The organism is Adonisia turfae CCMR0081, assembly GCF_011009555.1.
Taxonomy (GTDB): Bacteria; Cyanobacteriota; Cyanobacteriia; order Phormidesmidales; family Phormidesmidaceae; genus Leptothoe; species Leptothoe turfae.
In genome coordinates this window covers 3742663-3768246 of record NZ_QXHD01000004.1, presented here as the reverse complement: position 1 = coordinate 3768246, position 25584 = coordinate 3742663, and the positions used below count along the sequence as shown (strand labels likewise).

At 46.3% G+C, this 25584-nt stretch carries 20 protein-coding genes and 1 riboswitch; of the genes, 14 read left to right on the top strand and 6 right to left on the bottom strand.

Annotated features, from left to right (window positions below):
* The first annotated feature begins 16 nt into the window (after positions 1-16).
* The 7 genes from DXZ20_RS20345 (at position 17) to DXZ20_RS20315 (ending at position 10171) form a co-directional block, all read left to right on the top strand.
* Positions 17-3088 carry a hybrid sensor histidine kinase/response regulator gene (locus DXZ20_RS20345; RefSeq protein WP_163700153.1) on the top strand — a complete coding sequence of 1024 codons (3072 nt, stop codon included), beginning with the start codon at positions 17-19 and terminating at the stop codon, positions 3086-3088.
* A gap of 23 nt (positions 3089-3111) precedes the next feature.
* Positions 3112-4185, top strand: coding sequence for a chemotaxis-specific protein-glutamate methyltransferase CheB (cheB, locus tag DXZ20_RS20340; RefSeq protein WP_163659307.1), 1074 nt, complete (start codon positions 3112-3114; stop codon positions 4183-4185).
* A gap of 37 nt (positions 4186-4222) precedes the next feature.
* Positions 4223-5326, top strand: coding sequence for a CheR family methyltransferase (locus DXZ20_RS20335; protein ID WP_163700150.1), 1104 nt, complete (start codon positions 4223-4225; stop codon positions 5324-5326).
* Positions 5327-5335: 9 nt separating this feature from the next.
* Positions 5336-6424, top strand: a complete 1089-nt coding sequence (locus DXZ20_RS20330) for a chemotaxis protein CheW (RefSeq protein WP_163700148.1) — start codon at positions 5336-5338, stop codon at positions 6422-6424.
* A 550-nt stretch (positions 6425-6974) separates the two neighbouring features.
* Positions 6975-8348 carry a hypothetical protein gene (locus DXZ20_RS20325; RefSeq protein WP_163700146.1) on the top strand — a complete coding sequence of 458 codons (1374 nt, stop codon included), beginning with the start codon at positions 6975-6977 and terminating at the stop codon, positions 8346-8348.
* 300 nt (positions 8349-8648) lie between these two features.
* Complete coding sequence (locus tag DXZ20_RS20320) at positions 8649-9143, top strand: DUF5946 family protein (protein WP_163700145.1); 495 nt, start codon at positions 8649-8651, stop codon at positions 9141-9143.
* A gap of 23 nt (positions 9144-9166) precedes the next feature.
* Entirely contained in the window at positions 9167-10171 is a 1005-nt protein-coding gene (locus tag DXZ20_RS20315; RefSeq protein WP_250565851.1) for a glycerophosphodiester phosphodiesterase family protein, read from the top strand.
* Positions 10172-10213: 42 nt separating this feature from the next.
* Here DXZ20_RS20315 and DXZ20_RS20310 read toward each other — a convergent pair whose 3' ends face one another.
* Positions 10214-10819: a TetR/AcrR family transcriptional regulator gene (locus DXZ20_RS20310; protein WP_163700141.1), complete on the bottom strand. Its 606-nt coding sequence runs from the start codon at positions 10817-10819 to the stop codon at positions 10214-10216.
* Between the two features lie 76 nt (positions 10820-10895).
* Here DXZ20_RS20310 and fabF point away from each other — a divergent pair, with 76 nt between their 5' ends.
* On the top strand, positions 10896-12152 hold the full coding sequence (gene fabF, locus DXZ20_RS20305; protein ID WP_163700139.1) for a beta-ketoacyl-ACP synthase II: 1257 nt from the start codon (positions 10896-10898) through the stop codon (positions 12150-12152).
* A 31-nt stretch (positions 12153-12183) separates the two neighbouring features.
* Here fabF and DXZ20_RS20300 read toward each other — a convergent pair whose 3' ends face one another.
* Complete coding sequence (locus DXZ20_RS20300; protein ID WP_163700137.1) at positions 12184-12891, bottom strand: glutathione S-transferase family protein; 708 nt, start codon at positions 12889-12891, stop codon at positions 12184-12186.
* A gap of 89 nt (positions 12892-12980) precedes the next feature.
* Between DXZ20_RS20300 and DXZ20_RS20295 the strand changes: the two genes are divergently transcribed.
* A complete protein-coding gene (locus DXZ20_RS20295) occupies positions 12981-13343 on the top strand; it encodes a winged helix-turn-helix transcriptional regulator (protein ID WP_250565850.1) in 363 nt (120 codons plus the stop codon).
* 31 nt (positions 13344-13374) lie between these two features.
* Here DXZ20_RS20295 and DXZ20_RS20290 read toward each other — a convergent pair whose 3' ends face one another.
* Positions 13375-14364 (bottom strand): Rieske 2Fe-2S domain-containing protein, encoded by a 990-nt coding sequence (locus DXZ20_RS20290; protein ID WP_163700135.1) that lies wholly within the window; start codon positions 14362-14364, stop codon positions 13375-13377.
* Positions 14365-14416: 52 nt separating this feature from the next.
* Here DXZ20_RS20290 and DXZ20_RS20285 point away from each other — a divergent pair, with 52 nt between their 5' ends.
* A complete protein-coding gene (locus DXZ20_RS20285; protein WP_163700134.1) occupies positions 14417-15196 on the top strand; it encodes a TetR/AcrR family transcriptional regulator in 780 nt (259 codons plus the stop codon).
* Positions 15197-15217: 21 nt separating this feature from the next.
* Here DXZ20_RS20285 and DXZ20_RS20280 read toward each other — a convergent pair whose 3' ends face one another.
* A complete protein-coding gene (locus DXZ20_RS20280; protein ID WP_163700132.1) occupies positions 15218-16276 on the bottom strand; it encodes a phosphotransferase enzyme family protein in 1059 nt (352 codons plus the stop codon).
* 94 nt (positions 16277-16370) lie between these two features.
* Positions 16371-16526, top strand: a riboswitch (cobalamin riboswitch).
* A 383-nt stretch (positions 16527-16909) separates the two neighbouring features.
* Between DXZ20_RS20280 and DXZ20_RS20275 the strand changes: the two genes are divergently transcribed.
* The 4 genes from DXZ20_RS20275 to DXZ20_RS20260 all read left to right on the top strand — a co-directional run bounded on the left by DXZ20_RS20275 (position 16910) and on the right by DXZ20_RS20260 (position 22320).
* Positions 16910-18949 (top strand): TonB-dependent receptor plug domain-containing protein, encoded by a 2040-nt coding sequence (locus DXZ20_RS20275; protein WP_250565849.1) that lies wholly within the window; start codon positions 16910-16912, stop codon positions 18947-18949.
* 22 nt (positions 18950-18971) lie between these two features.
* On the top strand, positions 18972-20246 hold the full coding sequence (locus tag DXZ20_RS20270; RefSeq protein ID WP_250564644.1) for an ABC transporter substrate-binding protein: 1275 nt from the start codon (positions 18972-18974) through the stop codon (positions 20244-20246).
* The gene (locus DXZ20_RS20265) at positions 20243-21016 is read left to right on the top strand and encodes a phosphodiesterase (RefSeq protein ID WP_163700130.1); all 774 of its coding nucleotides are present in this window, start codon (positions 20243-20245) and stop codon (positions 21014-21016) included. Before DXZ20_RS20270 ends, DXZ20_RS20265 begins: the two co-directional genes overlap by 4 nt.
* 191 nt (positions 21017-21207) lie before the next feature.
* Positions 21208-22320 (top strand): iron ABC transporter permease, encoded by a 1113-nt coding sequence (locus tag DXZ20_RS20260; protein WP_250565848.1) that lies wholly within the window; start codon positions 21208-21210, stop codon positions 22318-22320.
* Here the strand turns inward: DXZ20_RS20260 and DXZ20_RS20255 are convergent.
* Together DXZ20_RS20255 and DXZ20_RS20250 are read right to left on the bottom strand one after the other, a co-directional pair.
* On the bottom strand, positions 22317-24302 hold the full coding sequence (locus DXZ20_RS20255; protein ID WP_163700127.1) for an amylo-alpha-1,6-glucosidase: 1986 nt from the start codon (positions 24300-24302) through the stop codon (positions 22317-22319). The genes DXZ20_RS20260 and DXZ20_RS20255 overlap by 4 nt on opposite strands.
* A 277-nt stretch (positions 24303-24579) precedes the next feature.
* Entirely contained in the window at positions 24580-25443 is an 864-nt protein-coding gene (locus tag DXZ20_RS20250) for an acyl-CoA desaturase (RefSeq protein WP_163700125.1), read from the bottom strand.
* Positions 25444-25584 lie beyond the last annotated feature (141 nt).

Genomic DNA, 25584 nt, shown 5'->3' with positions numbered 1-25584 from the left:
CCGATGACTCAAACGCATGATGATCCAAGATGCAGAACTGCGCAGCCTCTATCAAGAAACCAGCACACAGCGACTCAACACCCTGGAAGTTAGTCTGCTACAGTTAACAGAAGATCCCCATAATTCAATTATTCTCGAAGATTCGCGGCGAGAATTTCACAGTCTTAAGGGCGACTCCAAAGTCATTGGTCTAGATGCTGTTGCGATCCTGGCTCAGGAACTAGAGGAGTTAATCAAAGCCCTGCAACAACAGGCTGAGTTTACCCCGGATATCAGCGATTGCTTTTATCAGGGTATTTATGCCATTGGTCAACTGGTGCACGAGGCGGTTACGGGTGACTCCATTGATATAGATTATAATCAGACCCTGGATTTTCTCAAGGCGGTTGTAGCCTCAACCACTATTACACCAGCCCCTGGCTTAGACCCCACGGTCAAAACTCTTTACATCGACGATGATGAGCTGCGAGAGATCTATCGGATAACCAGTCATGATCGTCTGCAAGCCTTAAAAGCTAGCCTTCAACAGCTAGGGCACAGTCCGGATGATGCCACCACCCTGGAGCTAATGCGACGGGAAACCCATAGTCTCAAAGGTGACTCTAGGGCGACTGAACTGGACGAGATTGCCGATCTTGTCGAAGTTATTGAAGAGATTGTCAACAATATTCAGCGTCAAACCATCTCCTTTACCGCTCACATTGGCAGTTGTTTGGAAGATGCGTTAGATGCCATCAGTCAGCTGATCCACGAAGCCACGACCGGTGAACCCAGCCAGGTAGTGTTATCTCAAGTGTTTGAACGGTTAGATGAGGTGACAAAAGGGTTCGAGGTGCCAGCCACACCACTCCCTGCACCTGATGCGATCGTCAGCGCCAATTTGATCGCTGACCCTGAACTGCGACAGATTTATCAAACGACTACGGCAGAACGACTGCAAGTACTAGAGTCCAATCTTCTAAATTTAGAGCAGACTCCTGACGATCAGGAGTCTTTATCGGTATTGTTACGGGAGGCCCATAGTCTGAAAGGGGATGCCAGAAGTGCAGGCCTTGAATCGATAGAAGCCCTCACCCATCGGGTGGAAGACATTCTGGGTGGTATTCAAAATCAGGCTCTGTCGCTGGATGCGGTGGTCAGCGATCACTTGTATGCAGGTCTAGATGCGATCGCTGATTTGGCCCATGAAGCCGTCACTGGTATACCCACCAACGTCGACACTGAACAGCTCCTGGAAACCCTTACCAGACTCCTACCGCCAACCGCCATTCCCACAGGCGTTGACATTCCTACCGATGTTGCAACGTTAGCCGACGTCGACACCAACGCGCTGCCAACGCTGGAACTCACCCCAGCCAACCCAGCTGGCAATAAAGACACCCCCCAAACCGAAACCATTCGGGTTCAACTGCGCGATCTTGATAGCTTAACGACCCAAGCAGAAGAGTTAGCCGTCACCCGTATTCAAATCGCCCAAACCTCGACCCAAACTGATCAGCTAATGACGCTTTGGGAAGAATGGCAAGCCAACAAAAATAAACCGCAGGCTGTCCCAGGCCAGTCCTATGAAGATCGCTTAGAAACCCTGATCTTAAACTTGAGATCTACCCTGCAAAGCAACAGCACTAAGCTTGAGCTGGTCTCCGAAGAGTTAAGAAATCAGGTTCGTAAACTACAGCTGCTGCCCTTATCCACCCTCTTTCAACCCCTACAGCGTGTCGTTCGTGATCTAGCCAAACAACAGTCTAAAACCATCAATCTCACCATTGAAGGGGCAGAATCCACCGGTGACAAGCGGCTATTAGAAGGCATCAAAGACTCCCTTATGCATCTTGTGCGCAATGCCATCGACCACGGGATTGAACCCTCAGCCGAACGCGAAACCCTGGGTAAACCCGCTGTGGCTACCCTACGGCTCAAAGCTTATCAAACGGCTATGAGTCTAATCATTGAAATCACAGACGATGGTAGAGGCCTAGATTTAGAAAAAATCAAACAAACCGCTGTTCGACGGAAACTCTATAGCTCAGATGAACTGGACACCATGTCCACCAGCCAAATTCAACGGCTAATTCTGGCACCTGGTTTTTCAACCCGTAGCTTTATTACTGAAATCTCTGGTAGAGGTGTCGGGTTAGATATTGTCCGCAACCAGGTCGAAAAACTCAAAGGAAATATTCAGATCGAATCTACCCTCGGGCAAGGCACCACGTTTCGCCTACAACTTAGCACAGCTCTAAGTACAGCCAATGTGGTGCTAGTGGAAACCCAGGGCATGATGTTTGCTGCACCCATTGAGTTTCTAAAAACAACCCTACTGATCTCTCCTCAGCAAATTCTGACCAGCGATGGAGAATACACAATTATGTTAGGCGACCAGGCTATTCCAGTGGCCAATTTAACCGATGTTTTAGAGCTATCTAACTCTCCCATCTACGATTGGGTTGCTCAACCAGGCTTAAGTTCTGATGATACCCGACCTTGTATGATCCTCAATGCTGGTAATGATCACGTCGGTTTCTTTATCGATCGATTGATTAGTCAACAGGAGGTGGTGAGCCAACCTCTGGGTAAGCTACTCAAGCGGGTGCGCAATGTTTCTGGGACGACCGTCTTGGGTTCAGGAGAAATCTGTATGATTCTCAATGCGCCAGACCTACTTAAGTCGGTACAGCAACAGTCGCGATCTGAAACACTCACTATAACTAAATCAAACACCCAGAGAAAACCTGTCATTCTCTTAGTGGAGGATTCACCGCCTGTTCGAATTCAGGAAAAACGATTGTTTGAGGGTGCTGGTTATGTCGTCGTTACAGCTAACAATGGTCTCGAAGGTTACAACACTCTCCAGAGTGGCACATTTGATGCCGTTGTCTCTGATGTAGAAATGCCCTACCTTGATGGGTTTTCCCTGGCCACCAAAATTCGTCAGCACCAAAAATTTGAAAATTTACCCATTATTCTAGTAACCACGTTAGACTCGGCTGCTGATCGCCAGCGTGGTGCAGATGCAGGGGCAAGTGCCTATATTCTTAAAGGTCGATTTAATCAGGAGGCCCTTTTAGAAACCTTAGCAAAACTTATTTAGTACCTATTTATTCTTAGCACCTGATGTCTATTCGTGTTCTAGTTGTTGAAGACTCTCCCGTTGCCCTGGCAATTCTCAAAAAAATTCTCAGTTCCTCACCTGATATTGAAATTGTGGGGACAGCACGAACTGGACTGGAAGGATTACACCTTATTCCTGACACACGTCCCGATGTGATTTGCACCGATTTTTTCATGCCCCATATGAATGGTCTTGAATTCACATCCCAGGTCATGCTGCGCTACCCACTACCTATACTTGTGGTCAGTGCTTCAGTGCAAGAAGAAGAAGATACTCATCGTATTTTTCAACTGCTAGAGGCTGGAGCAGTGGACATTTTACCTAAACCAAAAGCTGGATTAGACAGCGACAATATACGACTTAAGCAAGCTCTGATTGATAAAATAAAGATACTATCTGGTGTCAAAGTTTTTAAGAAAAAACAACAAAAATCTAAGCCTCATCAGGCATTGCTCCGTCATAATCAAATCGCCTCATCCATAAAACTAAGTAGCAGACCCAAAATTTTAGCAGTGGGCTCTTCCACCGGTGGTCCCCTGGCATTACAGCAGATATTAACATCGCTACCTGCAGATTTCCCCCTACCGATAGTCTGTGTGCAGCATATCAGCCTTGGATTTTTACAGGGACTGATAGACTGGCTGGATGAATCCTGTCACCTCTCAATCCAGATCGCCCCAGCCGGAGAACGCCCTAAACCTGGCAACATTTATTTTCCACCCGAGCGTCAACACCTAGAGATTGATCATCAAGGCCGATTTATTCACTCAAAATCACCTCTGGTCAATGGACATTGTCCTTCTGTGACTACCTTATTTAAATCAATTGCCCAATTTTATGGACGTAGAGCCATTGGAATTTTATTAACAGGAATGGGATGTGATGGTGCAGATGGAATGAAAGCTATCACCGATGCAGGGGGGCTAACTATTGCCCAAGATGAAGCAACGTCCATTGTGTTTGGGATGCCTAAAGAAGCCATTGACCTGGGGGCAGCCCAACAGGTTTTACCCATCCAGGCTATTGGGCCGACCGTTTTAAGAGTTGTTCAACAGTTTTCGCTCGAACTCCAATAATTAGTCCTTATCTTAAAATTCAGAGTAAAAACCCACTGTGTCATCCATAGAGCCCTTAAGTCCAGAGCTGACTCAAGCTTTTATCCAGCTGATTGTCAAGCGCACTGGCATCATTATTAGAGAAAACGATCAGGCAGTCTTCAAAGAAACGATTACCCGCAGGGCTAAGATCATAGGTTCAGATTCCATAACAGCCTATTATCGATTACTGGCCACCGAGACATACAAAAGTCAGCAGGAGTGGGGCAGTTTAACCACAGCAATCACGAATACCGAGAGTTTCTTTTTTCGAGATAAAGGGCAGTTTAATTTATTAAGAAATCATATTTTTCCAGATTTACTTAAACGTAAGGCTCAGACAAAAACAATTCGTATTTGCAGTGCCGGTTGTTCAACGGGTGAGGAGCCCTATTCCATCGCCATGCTGCTTTACGATTTAATCCCAAATATCAAGGACTGGGATCTGACAATTTTAGGAGTAGACATTAACTCGGTAGCACTGGAGAAAGCCAGCAAAGGACTCTATCGTCCCTGGTCTTTTCGGGGAATTGATCCAGAGATTCAGAAACGTTTTTTTAGACAAGCAAACAATCAGTATCATATTAACGATGACATCAAAACTATGGTCAGCTTTCAAATTGGCAACCTACTCGATAACTCATCTTTAAATCCATTCTGTTATTTCAGAGATATGGATTTAATATTGTGTCGCAATGTCTTTATTTACTTTAGTGACGCAGCTGTCAAAATGGCGTTAGATAAATTCCATAATGCGCTTGCTCCCTTGGGTTATCTCCTGGTGGGACACACTGAGCTTCACAGTCAAAATCCTGATAAGTTTTGGGTCAAAATGTTTGAAGAATCTATTACTTACCAGCGGCCAGCAGATACGGTTATCAAACCCATAGCCAGCGAATCATTGGCTCTGCCCCAGCAACAGCTCCCACAGGCAACGGTCATAACTGAGGATAGACTTCAGGTTCTAGATGATTCCCTGGAAGATGTTAGCCTGCAAATGCAAAAAACAGCCCTCAATCTTCTTCGACAACTTCCTGGAGACACTAGAATCGCCAAATTTGGGAATCTCACAGCTGCTGAAATTATTCAGCAGTACGAACAAGCTTCAAAGGAAATCGATTAGAGAACAATTATGGAAACATCCTATTGCCTTTTTGAAATCAATCAGTGTCAAGCCGCAGTGGACACAGCTTACGTTGAGGAAGTATTTGCTTTACCGGAGCTTGTACTCATTCCGAATGCACCCCTGGGTGTCATTGGAGTCCTTGATCGACGCGGGGACACCTTACCTATTGTTGACCTCCAAGTTAATCATGAGTCCCAACCGCGACATTATCATCTGAGCGACAGCATTATTGTTCTCCAACAGGCAGATTTAAACATAGGCATCATTGTGAACTCAGTCCAAGGAATTAAAGAATTATCTGCATCAGATATCAAAGCTGATATGGATAAACAACAAGAGGAATCCAATCTTAACCTAAAAAGATTTTTCTCAGGCATGGTCACAGATGAAAGCGATATTTTGATCTTAAACTCTCCCCAAGCCTGGTTCAAAACTGGGGAAATCCAGCAGGTCATCTCTGTTACTCGCTCTTTAGCCGATGATTTTTATCGCGCTCAACCTGAGAAAGCACTTTCTGAAACACAGTTATTAGATGATACTTCTATAACAACATTTGCACCTGCGGTCACTCCTGAGGATCGAGCAATCTTTCATCAGCGAGCTAAAAACCTGAGGCAGTCACTTGATGAGAAAAGCGCAATTACGGAGTCTAGAGCCTTAATCGTCGTCTCTTTAGGTGATAATCTTTTTGGTATTGACTCCAATCTGGTGCGAGAATTTATCACTATTAGCCAGGCAACTCCTGTTCCTTGCTGTCCAAAACACATTATTGGGGCTATCAATTTACGAGGCAAAGTTTTAGTTGTGATCGATATTACTCAGTCCTTAGGGTTGCCCCTAAAGGCGTTACAAAGATTGCCTAAAGCTATTGTTGTAGAGTATCAGGACAGTCTTATAGCTATTGTTGTAGAAGAGATTCGTGATGCACTATTTTCTGCAACTTTAAGCGATATTCAAGAAGTCACTGATAATGCTCAAATTATGGGCAGTGACTATGCTCAAGGACAAGTGCCTTATGGGGATCAGATTATACAAATACTGGATTTACCCAAGCTTTTAGACGTTAGCGAACTTATAGTCAGCGAATCCTTCTAAAAATGCTCTAAATACTTTCTTAAAGGCTATTTTTGCAGGGAATTAGTATCAATTACATTTATAATAATAGGTATTTAGTATTATAAATGTGGATTCTTTTTCATTATTTAAACACAATAAAAATCACAAACTTCATTATCAGTATTACACCGTAACTATACCGCAAATTGTATAGATATACAGACATATAGACAGGTATGTATACGTACAAAAAAGCATTTGTTTTTATCGAAAAAAGAAAAATAACAACGTATTTCCAGGGGTTTTGCTAACAACAGGATAAATAAGCTTCAAAATTACAAAAAAATAATATTGTTAATGATTCCATGTTTTTTGCGTAGTCTAAAGTATGTTTTTTTACTAAAAAAACTTTAAAATACGGAATATTACTGAAAAAAATCGTCTTTTTTTGACAAGCTTAAGGCGGAATTATCTAAGTAATTTCAACAGGGGGTCCCTTTGTAATAAATTTCATGTGGTCTTAGATCAAGAAAATTCTATAAATATTAAGTAATATCGCTTATGTACACGTACAAATCTCAGCTCTACCATGACTCTTTTGCCCCAAGATCAAGAGCAAATTCTGTCTGATAAATCGTCTCATTCCAAAGAGGTTTTGCCCCGTAAGAAAAATTTTCTTTTATGGTTTTTAGTCCCCGCAATTATTTCAGGTTCAGGATTCTTGTTGTTTATTAGTCGTTATAGCAATAAGAATATTGAGCAGATGGCGCTCCAAACGCCAGCCGAAGATTCCACCTTTGTCGGCTCAACTATTGGTTTTCAGGTTGGCGATAATTATCAAACAGATGTCACATTTGACATTGTTGGTCCTGATGGAGAAACAACCCTTAATCTACGTAATATCGATCTCAGCCGGCTTATTCCCCAAGTGCCAGAGTTTGCTAAGAATAACCCTGCATTGAGACGATGGTTTTTGACCGAACGTGAGTTTAATCGCCAGCGGGTGATATTTGCTGCTGGCTCTGAACACATTGATATTCCGGGTGGATTAGGTGGTTACAGCGCTGATCAATTGTCAATTGGCCTCACCAATAATTGTTTGGGCGCAAGTTACTGGGAACTGGCAATCTACGCTGAAACACCGTCGGGTCAGGAAACTATTTATCAGGGATATTTCGATTTCCCTCGGGGTGCTTATGCCGATATCGTTTCGGATCTTAACCCTGTTAGCTATTGGTCACAGGCACGCAATCTGGAGGCTTGGCCAAAATTTGGTTTCCTTAAAGGCATGCAGCTTGATTTAGGTGCTTTTCGAGATGTGGTCAAAGAGTCGGAGGTCACGGCTACCGATTTAGCTGATGCAGAGATTATGGCCCTTGGAGAACAAGATAAAAAGTCAAACCTGATTGTTGGCGACATCGTTGGAACTACTTGGGCAGATCTCCGCAGTTCGGATCTACAGTTTCATAGCTTTGTGCCCCCTGGTACCTATGATGAAAACCGGCTGTGGGGGTCTGACTATAGCCAAATTGAAACTCTCGATAAAGTAATCGGGCGGGAAATTGACTCCCCCTTAGCTACTGAACCTCTCAAGGAGGTGGAGATTGTATTCAATGGCAGTGAAGGTACGCGCAAGCTGATCTTAACTGGATTGGATATGGACGCAATTCCTCAGCTAGCTCCTGAAGACTATAGTGATGGCATTTATAGACCTTTAGGCTTTGGGACACCCTTTACGCAAGACTATGAAGATTTAAAGCGGATCAATCCAACGGAACATCCATTTATGGCTATGGTGCTTGATGGTGATGATCGGGTCGTTGATTATCGCATCGATATTGGTCTCAATGGTGTTGTACTACACCGAGACCAGGAGAATCCCAATCTTTTGCATGTGTATCCGATGTCCTATGAGAGAATCACGCTGGTGGGACACTACACGGTAGATATGGGAGAGGTTTAAGTAGGTTGGGTCTTCTTGGTTAAGTAGATAAGTGTTAAGGGATCTGTGAATAAATAAAATCCCCGGTAGTGTCAGGTGATAGGTGTTCGGTGTTAGGGACTAGGCAATTTAGCCTCATCCAAGTGACTGGAAGGTAGACCTAAAAACTAGAACCTTAGACCTTTTACGACAATCTTTTATGGGGGACTTTATTTTTGAGCATATCCCTTATTTCTCTTGCAACCGAGTTGAGCAATTACAACATCTTTAAAGCTATGGCTATACTGATGGGTGTCCCGATCAAGTATGGGAATCGTGGCTATGGCATTGATCAAGTGTTTCTCCTGTGGGGCTGAAACAGACGATATTGATGGGGCTGCCCACAGCTATCTGTTATCCACACCGGGGTGCTGGGCAACGTATGGCGAAGTGCTTGCCCGCGAGTATTCTGATTTTGCCTATTGGGCCGTTCATGATCTGACGGTAGACACCTATTCGATTCAACATCCAGGTCAACCAAGTCGTCAGACCATCAGCTCGTTAAATGTTCATTTATCGAGTCTATATGCCTATTTTAAGTTAGATGTTTCGGCTGGCGAGCTTTCTAACATAAAGGTAAAGGTGGTTCAACACAAAGATCAGTTTGTCTGGTTAGAGCCGCCCGATTGTTTAGGTCATTTAACAATTAATGACATTCTGCGAGCGGAGAATGCCACCCAGCATTATGAGCTGGTAAACCAGTGGGCAGAGAATGTCTTTAATCAATGGCAGGACTTTCATCCTGTTGTTCAGGCATTACTGGAAACAAGCATGTAATGACAATTGGGTGTTGTTCATTTATGGTCAGGAAACGGCGTAAATTTCAGAAGCTAGTGGCTATTGTGCTGATGGCAGCCATCGGTTTTCTCTATTTTAGTAATGCTTCTTTTTGGGTGAAACCCATTGGTCTTTCTCCGATATTGGTGGCCCATCGTGGGTTGAGTCAAGGCTATGATCGCCAGGGGTTAACCAATGATACGTGCACTGCTGAACGGATGTTATCCGTGCCCCATGACTATCTTGAAAATACGCTGCCGTCGATGAAAGCGGCGTTTGACTATGGCGCTGACATCGTTGAGCTGGATGTTCACCCAACGACTGATGGGCATTTTGCTGTATTTCACGATTGGACCATTGACTGTCGTACTAATGGTGCTGGTGTTACCCGTGAGCAAACTCTAGATAGTCTACAGGCCCTTGACATTGGTTATGGGTATACCGCCGATGGCGGAAAAACCTATCCATTTCGTGGACGAGGTGTTGGTATGATGCCCTCACTGGACGAGGTGTTCAATGCCTTTCCTGATCGTAATTTTGTTATTAATGTGAAAAGTCAGGATCCAAAGGAGGGTGAGCTTTTAGCTGAGCGATTAGCGATGCTACCTCCTGAACGTCAGGCACAATTTATGGTGTATGGTGCAGACCAGCCGGTTGGTATTATTCGCGAACAATTTCCCACGATTCGGACGCTGTGGCCACGTCGACTAAAACAATGTTTGATTCGCTATATAGCTTTGGGTTGGACTGGATGGGTACCGGATAGGTGCGATCGCAACATGCTTCTGGTCCCTGCCAACGTTGCCCCCTGGTTATGGGGCTGGCCCAACCGATTTCTGCAACGCATGAACAATGTGGGCACCAAGGTTTTCCTAGTTGGTGACTATAACGGCGAAGGCTTCTCCCAAGGTTTTGATGATCCAGAGCGGCTTAGGGACTTACCCTCAAACTATGCAGGGGGCATTTGGACCGATCGAATTGACCTGATTGGTCCAGCGGTTAAGTCAAGAAAGAGTTTTGCAAAATGATAGTGGCAAGAAGACTCTCTTAGCCATTATTTCTATTAACTTCTAAGCTTTGGATCCGGTGGCCAAACTATTAATGTACCCGTGAAGATGATTGACCGCACGATGTAGATGAACAGAATCATCGTATAAAACGCTTAACAACATAGCCCCTTCCAACGTAGCAATGAATATGGTTGCGATCTCATCTCCATCAACCGCATTCGGCAATTCATCCTGCTCAACACAGTTAACAACCGTCTCCACAATTAAGGCTTTCAGCTGATTCATCGCTTCCTGTGCCTTTTGTCGTAGCGGTAGCATATGTCGCTTGGCTTCAACAGCCGTATTCAGCACCTGACAACCACAGGGAAACCGTGGATTTTGGCTGTAAAGCTCTGCAAATGTGGTCGCAATTGCCTTTAATCGACCAACAGCCGTTTTTTGAGGAGCTATGCCGCGTATTAACTGTTTTTTAAGAACAGATAGAGCATATTCAAACGTTTCCAAGGCTAATTCGTCTTTACTGGAAAAGTGATTGTAAATCCCTCCCCGCTGAATCCCAGTAGCGCGGGTAATATCCTGCATGGATGTCGCAGCATAGCCCTTCTCATTAAACAGAATGGCTACCGTTTCTAGGATTGCCTGTCGCGTTTGTTCGCCTTTGCCCATCAAGCCCACCAAAAAAACCGATTGGTCGGTATTATATTACGATAACTTTAGTGAAGTAAAACCGTTTGATTACCTTATGAATTCTCAAGAGCGAGTTGTAGTTACTGGCATGGGTGCAATTACCCCCATTGGTCTTTCCGTTGATGCGTTCTGGAAAGCAATGGGGCGCGGTGAGAGTGGAGCTGTTCCCCTAACTCGCTTTGATGCCAGTTCCTTCAAAACTCGCTTTGCCTGTGAGCTGAAAGGATTTGATCCTTTAAATTACATGGATCGTAAGCAGGCAAAACGTCTGGATCGATTTTGCCAATATGCCCTGGCAGCTACCAGTGAAGCGATTAACGATGCAGCCCTAACCGATTGGCCGCAAGACGAACGTGATGCTGTCGGTGTTGTCTTTGGTTCAGGTATTGGGGGACTGCAGGTGCTTGAAACCCAATCAAAAGTCTTGTTAGAGAAGGGGGCTAATTCCCTTTCCCCCTTCATGATTCCGATGATGATTGGCAATATGGCCTCTGGCATGATTGCCATGCAATACGGTTTAAAAGGACCTAATCACGGCGTTGTTTCCGCCTGCTCTACTGGAAATGATGCAATTAGGGATGCAGTGCTGCTATTACGACAGGGGCATGCCAATGTGATTGTCTGTGGTGGTAGTGAAGCGCCGATTACACCGCTGGGTGTGGGCGGTTTTGCTACCATGCGTGCCCTTTCGACCCGTAATGACACCCCTGAGACAGCGAGCCGTCCATTTGATGCTACACGCGATGGGTTTGTTCTCGGTGAAGGGGCTGGTGCGCTTGTTTTAGAGACATTGAGTCATGCCCAGATCCGAGGAGCAAAGATTTACGCCGAAGTGCTGGGATTTGGTGCATCCTCCGATGCCTATCACTACGCGGCCCCTGACCCATCAGGTGCTGGTGTGATTCTGGCACTAAAACGGGCATTGCAGGATGCCCAAATTACCCCTGATAAGGTGGATCACATCAATATGCATGCCACCTCAACACCATTAGGCGATGTGGCAGAATCGAACGCTATTAAACAGGTTTTTGGCACGCATGCTTATCAGATGCAGCTATCTGCCACGAAAAGTATGACTGGTCACTTACTGGGGGCAGCGGGGGCGATTGAAGCGATCTCAACCATCCTCGCTACACAATACAATGTTGTTCCTCCTACTATTAATGTGGAATCTCTTGATCCAGACTGTGACCTGAACTATACGGTTGGCAAACCCCATAGCTGTGACGTGAACATTGCTCTATCTAATGCTTTCGGTTTTGGTGGTCACAATACGACCATTGTCTTTGGAAAGTTTTCATCAACTATTTGATCTTGAGACAGAGATAAAGACTATAAAATTATTACTTAACATCGCTTCTGAAACGGTTGGCATTAGCAGCTTCCGATGTTGCCACATCCCCCTTGCCAAAGAAGGCAGGAAACGGCTTGGGAATCTCAAGGGCACGCTGAGTGGCGGGTCGAGCATCGATGCGTTCAAACCAGGCTTTTAGATTGTTTAACCCATCTACCGAAACCTTGGCCCAATAATAAGATCTTGCCCACGGGTACATAGCGATATCAGCGATGCTAAAGTCATCACCAACAAGATAATCTTTATTGTCAAGCTGGTTGTTTAACACTTCAAGCAGTCTGCGTGACTCTGCCCCATAGCGGTTGATGGCAAACTCATCTCGATGTCCTTGAGGTTCGGCGATTCTCTGGAAATACATGGCCTGCCCCATCATGGGACCAATTCCGCTCATTTGAAACATAAGCCATTGGAGGGTTTGCGATCGCAAATTTCTATCCTCAGGTAAAAACTTCCCATATTTCTCCGCTAAGTACCAGAGAATGGCCCCCGACTCAAAGACAACAAAATCATCATTACTTCGGTCCACAATCGTAGGAATACGTCCGTTCGGATTCAGCCGTATATACCAATCAGACTTCTGTTCTTTTTGACTAAAGTCAATCGGCGTTAGTTCATAGCCAACCTCTGCTTCCTCTAAAAAAATCAGTGGCTTCCAACCGTTCATCGTTGAAGCCGTATACAGATGAATATCGTGCATGGGAGTTCCTTTAAGGAATAAAAACCAGACACGCATACCGTACAAATCTAAGATACGATAGTCAACCAGTATACTTTTAGTAACCAGTCATGGGCTTGGCCATAGAAATTGAAACCGATAGTCATGGTCGTAAACGGGCAGTTGAGCCTTGCCTGGAGCCTTGCTCCATTGAACGAGGAATGAGAGTTTTAGGGGGAAAGTGGAAAGGCTCAATTCTCTGGCATCTCAAAGATGGCCCCGTGCGATTTAATGATCTCGCTCGTCAGATTGGCGGTGCTAGCAAGAAAATGGTGAACCAGCGTCTTAAAGAGATGGAAGACGCAGGACTCGTGAAACGCCAGGTAATCAGCACAAGACCCATTGCCGTGGCTTACGAAATCACAACGTTTGGTTGTACTGCCCTAGGCTTTCTAGAAGAGTTAAAAAAATGGTCAGAAGATAACAATCTCTAAGCAAAATTTCAATATAGCTTGTTACCTTCCATTACTTTGAAAGATTAGGTTCGACAACAGTTGGAAAACTTTCAAAGTTACGACGTACCCAGTCCATACCCACTTCATTGTTGAGCTTGATTTTTCTAGGTGTATCAGAGTAAATTTTGCCCAGAATATCTGCATCTTGTTCGACAACCACTTTGCTAAAGTTAAGAAAGCTGTCACCTAGCAGATTAAATAGAGGGTGTTTTACCTGACCAAACAACAAGATATATGTGCGAGTTCGGTTTTCCGCTTCAGGTATAAAGAGATGACATTGAGCAATTTTACCCAATGGAGTTTCTCCATGAAAAATAACCAAAGATGGAAAATGGTTCTCCAGGTGAGCTTTCAGCCTATTAGGCAATAGAAAGAGATCTGGCTTTCTCACTTTCTCTAATAGAGAATAAGGTTCAGTGGGCATTTCATAAAACGCATGGGAGCGATGCCCCTGATCAACAAACTGATGAAATTCTACCTCAGTAATCCGAAATAAATCTCGGTGAGTACCGTTTTGATGGTTATAGTCATGCATGTTGAGCAGCATCGTCAGTAAATCAGTTTCAACCCTGATATCAGCGGTATGACCCACAAAGTTATATGTTTTGGCCACATCATCCAACACTGTGGGAATCCCAATTTTTGGCTGATGATCCCCATAGGACCAGATAAAATCGCCCTGAATAAAGAGTTTTAACGGCTTTAATTGAGGCAGCGTTTTCTTACCTGACCCAGGCAATACCGTACAGCCCTTGCCATCAAAGGCAAGGGCATGAAATGGACAGGTTACCGTACTGGTGCCGCTGTTGGTTTCACACCATCCTTCTGACAGCATGGCTCCCATGTGAGGGCAAGCATTGGGCAGTGCATGAATGTCTCCAATGGCATCCTTCCACATCACGTAGTCACTGCCATACAGCGACATTTTGCGCGGTTGATCCACTGCCAGCATAGACCTGTGCGCCAATAACCAGGGCGCACCAAAAAGCATAGACTTCATGGGGGTCTCCGTTAGTTATAAAATTGTGAGGAATCCGTCGTGTTTTAAAAATATGACAGACCAGTCGCATTTGTCAAAAAATCTTCGTCGACAGCCCAAGCAAGAGCGGGGCAAAGAGCGGGTGGAAAAAATTTTAGATGCGGCGGCGGCAGTTTTTGATGAGGTTGGTTATAACGCTGCCACCACCCATCAAATTGCAGCGAAAGCTGGGACAGCCATTGGGTCTGTGTATCAGTTTTTTGCAGATAAAGCGGCTATTTTTAACGCGATGGAGCTGCGCCATGTGGAACGCGTCAAGCAGTTTTGGGCCCATATTAATACGCCAGAAATTGTGCAGCTACCCCTGCGGCCAATGATTCATGCCCTTATATCTTCAGCAGTAGAGCTGTTTGAGCAGCCCGTATCTAGAGTGGTGTTTGTCCAGTTTTACACCGCTCGCGATATGTTCCAGTCGATTGACGACAGCATGACCCAAGAAGCCATTGACTTCCTGGCCAACATTCTACAACAGCGCAATTCATCCTTAGGGCAAGCCCAATGTGACCTTCTGGCCGAAGTGTGTGTGCACAGTTCTAATGCCTTGATTCTGAAGGCTCTACACACCTCTGACCAAGAGCATCGTCAGCGCTTGACACAGCAGATTGAGGACTTACTAGTGTCATATTTAGAACCGCATGTTGGGAATGATCGTGCCACCAATGTAATGAAAGTAATGATATGCCCGCACTGTCAGTCAAAACAGCTATCAAAAAATGGTCGTCGTCGAGGAAAGCAGTGTTATCTCTGTAAGGATTGTGGTAAACAGTTTGTCCAGTCGCTTGCGAGCGATTAGCCTGTCCACCCTTAGGTCTAATTAGTTACCTGAGCTGATCTTTTCAGATATCTGGTTGAGAAAATTTAGATGAAAATTAATATAGTCATCATTGAGCCAGTCCTGGGCCAGGGAATGACCGGTATTAAGCCCAAAGAACCAAATATCTCGTATGGCAATAAACGGTTCGACAAGACTTAAATCCAAATCAGAAATCTCTCTCTTTGACCTATATCCCTCTAGAAAACTTGACCATAGGGCATCTTCTTTGCCAAGCAGCCTAATCACCCACCTAAATGTGGCCAGATCATAAACGCGCCAACCTAAACCACAGCAGTCAAAATCAAAGTGTGTGACCTTGCCACCATGCTCATGGGCATTCTCTCCATGAACGTCACCATGGCAAAACCCATAGTCCAACTTACCTACCTCTGTAGCATTAACAATTGTAAAAAGACTGTTGGCTAACTCACTTAAGAACTCCCAGTCTGAGGACCTTTCTGCTAAATAAGGTTGGATCTTGACCAAAGGCTCATCGATAAGATGTTTGAGGTCTAGCGTATAGCGGCTAGCATTAGACTCAAATCCTGAAGAACAACTGTGTATTTCTGCCACTGCCTGACCAAAGAGAGTTGCATCTTTTGGATCGTTAAACTTTAAGATATTTCCTTGGGCAAACTGAGTGATAATAACGTATCGTTCTCCTTCTGGAGCCATAATCGGGGTAATAAACCCTCCTTGCTTTCTTTCAATAGGAATAGCAACAGCTGCCCCCTGCTTATGTAAGTGCATCAGTGCCGCTAGTTCAAACTCTATTTCTGAGCGTGTCCTCCAATTGTGTCGATACACCCGCAATATAAAATCATCTTTTTCGGAAGATAATTTATAGGTGTCATTGAGCCCCCTATGCCAAAACTCGCAGGAGACAGGATTCGGCATTTTATATTGCGGTGCTACTTTACTCAACAGCTCAGATGCACTCAAGGTCGAATACGTCGCTTTAATAGTCAAGCTGGGCTGAGGCATAGTAAACAGATTAATGATCGCCGTTGCAGATTCATAGAATGGTGGGGAGCGACCTGGATAGGCATTGGTTATCAAGGTCGCTCACAAGGTGGCTCAGGCAAAAGTCTTTTGAGGAGGCCAACAGTATCTAGTTATCTAATCTGAACATCTCAGTTTAGATCAGTGTGATATGATTTTACTCTGGATCGGTTCTAGTGGGGAGCAGCCACTGGAGTTAATGGGGAAAGCGTAGTGAAAATCTACCACTGTCCCGCAGCTGTGAAAGAGGTTCTAAACTTTGTTTATGCCTCTCAGTCAGAACGCCCGCCGATGCTGTGACTTAAAATATCTGCGAGGTACGGATGTGAATCAAATCTTTTTTGCCCGGTCCAGGCTCCAACGGCGAGTTTGTTGTCGATATGTCTATAGCCCTTGAAACAGAATTGACTAGAGTCTATGCATACGGTCTTTAGCTTCAGTGGCATAGCTAAATAGTCATCTGAAGCATGGCTCTAGCCTTAACTTTTGTCTGCAAGTTGCTTTGGCCTCCACACCTTAAATCCCTCTCCTTCTCCTCAAGGAGAGAATTTTTGGCTTGAAAGAATTTGTTTTTCTCAAAAAATCTCCTCTCTTACTGCCTTCCTTCTTCAGGAGAAGGGTTTGGGGGATAAAGGTGATCCTTTGGTTGTTCGTTTCTCCACACAATACACACTTAAAACCAAAAGACCAATGTCTACTATGTCCAAGTTCCCTGCTTCTCTAACGCTTCTATCTTTTCTATTGGCATCACCTGCCTGGGCTGGAGAAACAACCAAACTAGAAAAATCTGAATTAGCTCAGACTCCTGAGGTAGATGACGTTATTCGGATTAATGTTGTTGAAAGTATCCTTGATCAGCCTGTTTACTCTCCTTTTCGTCGTGAAGGCACTGTTCGTGAATCAACACAACCTGTTTATGTGATTAATCGCGAGCAAATTGAAACGCAGGGAGCCCGCACTGTTGATGAAGCCCTACTCTATCTACCCGGAATATTGAGCGAAGGTACAGCCGGTGGTCAGTTGGGCTCTCAGAGTGGTCAGTTTATTCGGGGAGGTGGAACAGCTCAAACCCTGATTTTGCTAGATGGTCGTCCAATAAACGAGATCGGTGCAGCCGGTGGATTTGATCTCTCGAACTTTACAACCGATGCGGTCGAACAAATTGAGGTGCTGCCAGGGGGGGGCTCAGTCCTGTATGGATCCAATGCCATTGGTGGTGTCATCAATATCATTACCCGCAGACCGCTGGAAGAAGAAGGCATAGAGGTGACCACTAGCTTAGATCTTGGCAGCTTTGGCTATAACAGTCAGGCACTACAGGTGCGGGGAAACACTGGCAATATTGATTGGAGACTCGGTTATAACCGTACCGATTCAGAAAATGATTTTCCTTTTAGCCTAAGCACAACAGACTTTGAGGGTGATCGCAGCAATGCGGAGGTGCTTTATAACAATCTTAATTTTCAGTTGGCAGCTGACCTTAATGAACGCAATCGGGTAAGTCTGGGGGCATTGTATCTCACCAAAGATTTAAATGTTCCTGGTGGTGTGCCGACTCCTAGCGGCTTTGGTGCGTTCAATACACTGACTGAAGACGATAGTCAGTATACAGAAAATTTACTACTGGATTTAACCTATGAATCCAAGCTGGGGCAAGGGGATAACTCATTGCTAACAGCACGATTATTTGGTGATTTCCTTGACCTTACCTTCAAGGATCCCATTGCCGATAGCAGTTTTGATACGCCTTCAGAAGATAGGATCGATCAAATTTCCCTAGGTGGGCAATTGCAGCATACCTGGCAGTTTGCTGATAATCAGAACATTACCTACGGTGTCGACTACCGTAATGTTCAAGCAGACAACGAAACAACTAATTTGTTGACAGATTTAACCACTGAGGCCTATGACAAAAGCATTAATCAAACCGGTATTTTTGCTCGATACCAGGCTGATATCACCTCTCGTGTCAGTGTTAATGCCGGTATTCGACAAGATTTTAACGATCTGGCTGATGAAGACTCTTTTACTTCATTTAACTTAGGTACACGGGTGGCTTTAACCGATACCACGAATTTTCGGGCTAACTTTGCTCGCAATTTTCGTGTGCCTACCTTATCGGATCTTTTTCTGACCACATTCAACACCAACAACCCAAACCTTGAACCTGAAACTGGCATTAGCTTTGACGTAGGTATTGATCAACAAATCGGCGACCGGGGCTTATTTAGGGTTACCTTCTATCGCAATGAAATTAAGGATGCCATTAACTTTGACAGTGATACCATGAGGTTCGAAAACATTGATCGAGTGGAGGCCATCGGGATTGAGACGGAGCTAAATTACCAAGTGCTTGACGGTGTGTTTGCCTTTGCAAATTACACGTGGAATCGTCCAGAAATTAGGGAAAGTGATAACCCCGATGATCGAGGTAATTCTTTGCCGTTTACCAATGCCGACAGCTTTAATTTAGGTGTGGCTTATGAACCCGGCGATGGGGTATACGCGGCTCTATTCTTACGCTCCATCAGTGATACTTTTGTTGATCGGGGTAATTCAGAAACCCTTGATGGGCGAACAACCTTGGACTTTAAGCTACGGTTGCCTCTAAGCGACAGCTGGGCATTGAATGCCAGCTTAGACAATATTTTTGATGAGCAGTTTGAAGAGTTTCCTGGGTTTCCTGGCATAGGTCGGAGCGTTCAGGTGGGTTTGAAAGGAACTTTCTGATCAAGTAGGGAGAGGGGTAACAATGGATCGATTTGAAAAGCTGGCCTCTGTCCTCCTTGTAAAGGGAGACTATAGGGGGGGCTCGACCACGTCAACATCATCTATTCTAAAGTCTGTAACAACCGTCTTGCTATTAGGGCTGTTGGCGACGGCTGGCTGCCGACAACTTCCATCAGAACCTGCCACAGCTGATAATCATGCTGCCTGTGTCGCAGACTACAACCCTGCCACAGACTACTTTCCCAACAAAGTTCAGCCTAAATACGCAACTGGCTTTTCCGTTGACTATTACAACCACTACAAGGTCGTTACCGTTACTCAGCCCTGGCAAGCGGCTAATGAGACTTTTGAGTATCTGCTAGTGCAGTGCGGAACTCCGGTTCCAGAAGGGTTTGAAGAGGCTCAAGTCATACAAGTCCCGGTCAATACAGTGGTTACACTTTCTACCACCTACCTGCCTCACCTAGAACTGCTGAACCAGTTAGATGGGCTTGTAGGTATGGATGACTTCAGCTTTGTGTATACTCCTAGCGTTCGTCAAAAAATTGAACAAGGGGAACTCATAGCCTTTAGCTCTGGTAAAACTCTCGATCTAGAGCGACTACTCGTGAGTGAACCAGAGCTGATCATGACCTATGGTATAGGCGACCCGGATGTTGATGGCTACGGTCGTCTGATACAGGCAGGCTTGCCAGTGGTCCTGGCAGGAGAATATGTGGAAAACTCTCCCCTCGGACGCGCTGAGTGGCTGCTGTTTACAGCTCTGTTCTTTAACCAGGAGGCTAAAGCTCAGCAGGTCTTTACAGATATTTCGACTGAGTATGAATCTCTAGTGGAGCTGACGGCTGGTCTGTTAGACCGGCCAACGGTCTTTTCTGGTTTCAGTTATGAGGGTACCTGGTACATGCCAGGTGGCAAGAGCTATGCCGCCCAGTTACTCAGAGATGCAGGTTCTGCTTATCTGTGGGAAGAGAATGAGTCTACGGTTACCATACCGCTTGACTTTGAGTCTGTCGTTGACCAGGCGGCGACAGCTGATGTCTGGGTAAATGTCAGTCAAGATTGGTTCAGTTATGGCGATGCGATCGCAACCGACCCTCGCTATGGCAGTTTTGATGCCTTTAAGCAGGGCAACGTCTTTAACAACAATGCCCGCATCAATGACACTGGCGGCAATGACTACTGGGAGAGTGGGGCCGTTAAACCCCACCTGCTCCTGGCAGATTTAGTTAAGATCTTTCATCCACAGCTATTACCTGACCATGAACTGGTTTATTACCAAAAGCTAGAACCATGAGCCATTCTATTCTCTTAGCCCAAGTGACTGATAGCCATTTGTTAGCCAAAACCACGGACCAGCTGCGGGGCTGTAATACTTGGCAGACCTTTAACGCAGTGTTACGGGAGGTTGCCCAATGTAAGCCTGATGGATTGCTATTGACGGGTGACTTGGCTGAACAGGGAGAGGCTGAGGCCTATGGGAATTTGGTGGATGCACTCTCACCTCTGCAAATTCCCACCTACTGGCTACCTGGTAATCACGATCGTTTAGACATGCTGCAGCAAGTACTCCAGGTTCTGCCCGCTAGTCAGGGGCTGAGCTCCATTGATCTGGGGCCATGGCAACTGATTTTGCTTGATTCAGTTTTTCTAGATGCCACCTTTGGCGAAGGTCATCTTTCTGAACAGCAGTTACAAAAACTGCGTTTTTATTTAACCCATCATCCGCCCAAGCCCACTTTAATTGCACTGCATCATCATCCCGTCTCTGTGGGCATCGATTGGGTAGATCAAATAGGCGTGAAAAATGCCGATGAGTTTTTCGCGCTGATTGAGCAATTTTCGCAGGTGAAGTTAGTTGTTTTTGGACATATTCACCATGAATTTCAACACAAAACAGCCAGGGGCATTGGGGTTTATGGGTGTCCGTCGACTTGTTTGCAGGTGACACCAGCGGTTACGGCTATGGATGATACTCAGCCAGGGTTCCGGTTGGTTTGGTTGTATGGGGATGGGAGGTATGAGACAGAGGTGAGGAGGGTGAATATTGTGGATGGGGAGCGGTGAGTAGGGATGGGGGTTGCTCAGGGCTTTCCTCCCTGAAACCCTCCTGATGTGGGGACCTCAACGTCCCCACGCCCCTCGCATTAGAGGGGTAGGGAGAAGAACTCCGCAGTGCACCTCAAAAAGGGGGGGTTGGGAAGTTCCTAATCATAAAGACTATCTCACTAAAAACTTACCTCACCCACCCAAAAACTATGGCCAACAAAATCTACACCCTCAACTCCACCCATACAAAACACCCAACCATCTCCCAGCCAAAAAAAATATTCAACAAACTAACTAATCACCGACTTAAATCACTTTCCATCAGCCACCTCGGTGGCCTTACCCTCCTCACCCTGGCGCTCATTATCATATTTCTTGCTAGCCTCGCCCTAGGCTCCGTCGCCATTCCCCCCAACGAAGTGCTGACCGTTCTCTTGAGCGGCACCGCCGCTAAGCCCGCCTGGCAAGAAATTATCCTTAATTTCCGTCTCCCCCGCTCCCTAACCGCCATGGCAGCAGGCTCAGCCCTGGCCATCAGCGGACTCCAACTCCAAGCCCTATTCCGCAACCCCCTGGCCGGACCGTCAGTCCTTGGTATCAATGCCGGTGCTAGTCTGGGCGCGGCCCTGATTGTCTTAACCGGCGGCAGTATTGGCTGGTGGGGACAGCTAAGCGTGGTCGGAGCCGCCAGTGTGGGTGCTGCGATCGCAATGTTCCTGATCCTGCTCATGGCCCACCAAATACGTAGCTCCCTGGCCCTGCTAGTGTTTGGGCTGATGCTGGGCTACATCACCACTGCCCTAGTGACTATCCTGTTGCACTTTAGCCACCTTGAACAAACCCTCACCTATCTAAACTGGACCTTTGGCAGCTTTAGCGGCGTCACCTGGCAACAACTACCGATTTTGCTCTCCGTCGTCATCTTTGGACTCGCCATTGCCCAACTTACCTGTAAACCCTTAAATCTCTTACTCCTGGGAGAAGAACAAGCCATCAGCCTGGGATTATCCATGACAATGGTCCGCTGTTATCTGATCTTTAGCGCCTCTTTGTTAGCGGGCAGCGTCACCGCCTTTTGCGGCCCCATTGCATTTCTAGGTGTTGCCGTTCCTCACCTGGGGCGCAGTCTTTGCCGCACCCAAGACCATCGTGTGCTGGTTCCCGCCGTTGCCTTACTAGGAGCCCTGTTGGCCCTGGTGGCCAACAGTATTGCCCAGGTGCCTGGCAATCAAACGGTCTTACCCCTTAATGCCGTCATGGCCCTGCTAGGAGCCCCGGTGCTCATCTGGCTGATGCTCAAACATGGAAAACACCAGGTTTAACCCAACCATTGCCAAACCCTCAGCACTTCTGCCACCGTCCACGCCTGGGCCATACACCCCCGTGGTGTCATCGGTGCATCCCCGTCAAAAATCTCACTGAGACTACCAATACAGCCCCCATGGAGATGCTGCACTAGGGGGGTAAGTAACTCCCTGGCCCGAGCCGCATCCTGATATACCCGAAAATGTGCCTGCACATAGGGACCCAACAGCCACCCCCAGGTAGTGCCCTGGTGATAAGCACCATCACGCTCCAGCGAATCACCACCGTAGGTACCAACATATTGAGGATGGGTGGGCGTTAGCGATCGCAACCCGTGGGACGTTAGCAGTTCTCGACCACACACATCAACCACAGATCGTTGTTGCTCCGGCTCTAATAAAGCACCCCCAGCCTCACCGCCAGCAAAGGGTAGGGAAATGGCAAAAATCTGATTCGGACGCATCGCCGCATCATGGCCCTCGGGACCATCTAGAACGTCATAGCAGTAAGCCCCGTACCAAAACCGTTGGAACCCGATTAACGTATGCTGTGCCAGGGTTTTATAATCCTGTGCTGGCTTCCCTAAAACCCGCGCAAACAGTTCCATACAGCGCAATGCATTGTACCAAAGCGCACTAATTTCAATCGGCTTGCCAATGCGGGGAGTGACCACCCAATCCTCCACCTTGGCATCCATCCAAGTTAGCTGCACACCGGGCTCGCCAGCATAGATTAAGCCATCGCTATCCAGATGAATGTTGTAGCGAGTACCGCATTGATGCCAGTCAATCACCGCCGCCAACTCTGACCAAATCTCCCTCAGCAGCGCATCATCTCCAGTGGCTGCATAGTACGCTCGAATTGCCTCAAAATACCAGAGAATCGCATCCACCGTATTGTATTCAGGGGTTTCTCCAGCATCAGGAAACAGATTAGGTAACATCCCTTGATCCAGATAGCGAGAAAAGGTCCGAATAATCGTACGCGCGATTTGGGGACGCCCCGTTGCCAAGGTTAGCCCCGGCAAACTAATCATCGTATCCCGTCCCCAATCACCAAACCATGGATAACCGGCAATCACAGTTTTACCCTCAGGTTCATTCACCAAGGGGCGATCAACAATAAACTGGTCGGCAGCTAAAACAAGCTGTTGAAACTCCCCTGACGTGGATAATGGATGCTGTTGTTCTGATATGTTGAATGCCTGGGTCAACAACTGGCGTTCATAGGTTTGCCGCATGGCCAGGGCCGACTCCCCGTCTAAGGACGGTGCAGCCACGGTACTAGCCGCAACCAATAATGATTCACCTGGAGCCAGTTCTACGGCTAAACTGGCAACACATAGGTGATCATCTATATGGGTCAAGCCTCGATACCGCTCTAGGGAAAGCTCAAATTTCTGATACCAATCATGGTGTAATTGAAACTGGCCGCGATCGCTAAAAAGATAGTAGGGAATCGCATCAGAAAAAGCTTGCACACAAAGGCCATGGGGAACATATCCGGTCTCCATCTGCCAGCTTCGTGCTTGGGTGTTACCGTGATAATCCCGATAGTTAACCAACGCTTTTAGCGACAATTTCACCGCGTTGCCCCGATGCAAGTAATATCGGACATAGGTTGTATTGGCCCCAGGCTGCATCCAAATACGTTTTTCTAATAAGGCATCGTCTAGGGCAAACGTCCAAACTGGTATGCTCCCATCAAGCCGAAAGCTTTCGATAAACCGATAGCCCTGGGGAGAAACACTACCATCTATCCAACGATTGGTGCTCAACTCATAGGACTTATTGGTATAGACTGCTTCTTCTAATTTGGTTACCAACAGCGTGCGCCCCAGGGGTGGTTGCAGAGCCGCGACCAATAAGCCATGGTAACGCCGGGTAAGAATGCCTGCCACTGTACCAGCGGCATAACCACCCATACCATTTGTTACCAGCCATTCTCGAGTTTCAGCCGTCGCCAAATCTCCACAAAGCTCTCGTCCAAATGTCAGCATTGCACGGCCATCCCTACCATATAAAAACCTTAGATTCAAATCTTAAAGCATGGTATTTACTGGAAGAGTCCCATGGCAAAACTGACCAGGGAGACAGCCCTCTTTTGTAGGGTTAAGGGCTCTGTCTCCCTGGTCAGCAGCGGTGTGGCGCTAAACGATGTCTGGGGCTATTCACTTCGGAACGGTTACCCCATACTGTTGAGGTGATTCGGGGAAAGACTTTTCCATCTTACGGTCAGTGGAATGATGACTCTGCTTGCTAACTTGTAAAGAGTGATCAAAAAATCTGTTTGAGTGTTGGCTTCACATGGGCAGGTATTTTGACAACTTTTGTAGCAAGTCCGAGCGTTTTCAATACCCAAATCGCCCACCAGGTGACATCAATTTCCCACCACTGCCATCCAGCTCGAGCGACATTAGGATAGGCATGGTGGTTGTTGTGCCAGCCTTCTCCATAGGTGAAGATAGCAGCCCACCAGAGATTCCGAGAATTATCCTCAGTAGTAAAGGTGCGATACCCCCACATGTGGGTAACTGAGTTAATAAACCAGGTGCTATGCCATAGCAGCACCGCCCGCAAAAAGATACCGTAAATCACAAAGGACCATCCACCTAGGCCATAGAGCAATAATCCTAGAGGAATTTGCAAGAGTATAAAGTTGCGATTTAACCATCGATAAACAGGATCTCTTGCTAACTCTGGAGCATAACGGCTGTATAGGTCTGAGTCAAAAAACTTTGCTTCGGGATATAACATCCAGAGCATGTGGCTCCACCAGAATCCTCGCTTAGCAGAATAGGGATCCTCCTGTTCATCTTCTGTATGGGCATGGTGTAGACGATGGCCAGCAACCCAGAAGATTGGCCCTCCCTGCAACGCTAATGTTCCGACCAAGGCAATCAAATATTCCAACCATTTTGGCACTTGGAAACTGCGATGACTGAGGAGCCGATGATATCCCAAGCAAATGCCAATGCTGCCAAAGAGCCAGTGGAGCAATAGGGTAAGGCCCAAAGCCTGCCATGAAAAATACCAGGGAGCTAGCAAAGCAAGAAGATGAACAAGTGTAAAAAAGGTAACAGTTGTCCAATTCAAGGGCGGCTTGGTTGCTGTGTTTTTCGGGACTGAATTTTCTGTCATATAGATGCTTTACACGAATTGTTGACAAAAGAGGGGAGCATTAAACTCCCCACGGTGAATGACTTAAGTTTTGAATTAAGGAACCAATTTTGATCTTATGCGGCGATAGCGGGTGCTGTCAGTGCAACGGGAGCGGCCTCA

Excerpts from the sequence above, each read along its gene's own strand:
- DXZ20_RS20250 (WP_163700125.1), bottom strand. The coding sequence starts at position 25,443 with ATGACAGAAAATTCAGTCCCGAAAAACACAGCAACCAAGCCGCCCTTG.
- DXZ20_RS20300 (WP_163700137.1), bottom strand. The coding sequence starts at position 12,891 with ATGCACGATATTCATCTGTATACGGCTTCAACGATGAACGGTTGGAAG.
- DXZ20_RS20275 (WP_250565849.1), top strand. The coding sequence starts at position 16,910 with ATGTCTACTATGTCCAAGTTCCCTGCTTCTCTAACGCTTCTATCTTTT.
- DXZ20_RS20325 (WP_163700146.1), top strand. The coding sequence starts at position 6,975 with ATGACTCTTTTGCCCCAAGATCAAGAGCAAATTCTGTCTGATAAATCG.
- DXZ20_RS20285 (WP_163700134.1), top strand. The coding sequence starts at position 14,417 with ATGACAGACCAGTCGCATTTGTCAAAAAATCTTCGTCGACAGCCCAAG.
- fabF (WP_163700139.1), top strand. The coding sequence starts at position 10,896 with ATGAATTCTCAAGAGCGAGTTGTAGTTACTGGCATGGGTGCAATTACC.
- cheB (WP_163659307.1), top strand. The coding sequence starts at position 3,112 with ATGTCTATTCGTGTTCTAGTTGTTGAAGACTCTCCCGTTGCCCTGGCA.
- DXZ20_RS20310 (WP_163700141.1), bottom strand. The coding sequence starts at position 10,819 with ATGGGCAAAGGCGAACAAACGCGACAGGCAATCCTAGAAACGGTAGCC.
- DXZ20_RS20255 (WP_163700127.1), bottom strand. The coding sequence starts at position 24,302 with ATGCTGACATTTGGACGAGAGCTTTGTGGAGATTTGGCGACGGCTGAA.
- DXZ20_RS20290 (WP_163700135.1), bottom strand. The coding sequence starts at position 14,364 with ATGAAGTCTATGCTTTTTGGTGCGCCCTGGTTATTGGCGCACAGGTCT.
- DXZ20_RS20265 (WP_163700130.1), top strand. The coding sequence starts at position 20,243 with ATGAGCCATTCTATTCTCTTAGCCCAAGTGACTGATAGCCATTTGTTA.
- DXZ20_RS20320 (WP_163700145.1), top strand. The coding sequence starts at position 8,649 with ATGGCATTGATCAAGTGTTTCTCCTGTGGGGCTGAAACAGACGATATT.
- DXZ20_RS20295 (WP_250565850.1), top strand. The coding sequence starts at position 12,981 with ATGGGCTTGGCCATAGAAATTGAAACCGATAGTCATGGTCGTAAACGG.
- DXZ20_RS20345 (WP_163700153.1), top strand. The coding sequence starts at position 17 with ATGATGATCCAAGATGCAGAACTGCGCAGCCTCTATCAAGAAACCAGC.
- DXZ20_RS20315 (WP_250565851.1), top strand. The coding sequence starts at position 9,167 with ATGGTCAGGAAACGGCGTAAATTTCAGAAGCTAGTGGCTATTGTGCTG.
- DXZ20_RS20330 (WP_163700148.1), top strand. The coding sequence starts at position 5,336 with ATGGAAACATCCTATTGCCTTTTTGAAATCAATCAGTGTCAAGCCGCA.
- DXZ20_RS20260 (WP_250565848.1), top strand. The coding sequence starts at position 21,208 with ATGGCCAACAAAATCTACACCCTCAACTCCACCCATACAAAACACCCA.
- DXZ20_RS20270 (WP_250564644.1), top strand. The coding sequence starts at position 18,972 with ATGGATCGATTTGAAAAGCTGGCCTCTGTCCTCCTTGTAAAGGGAGAC.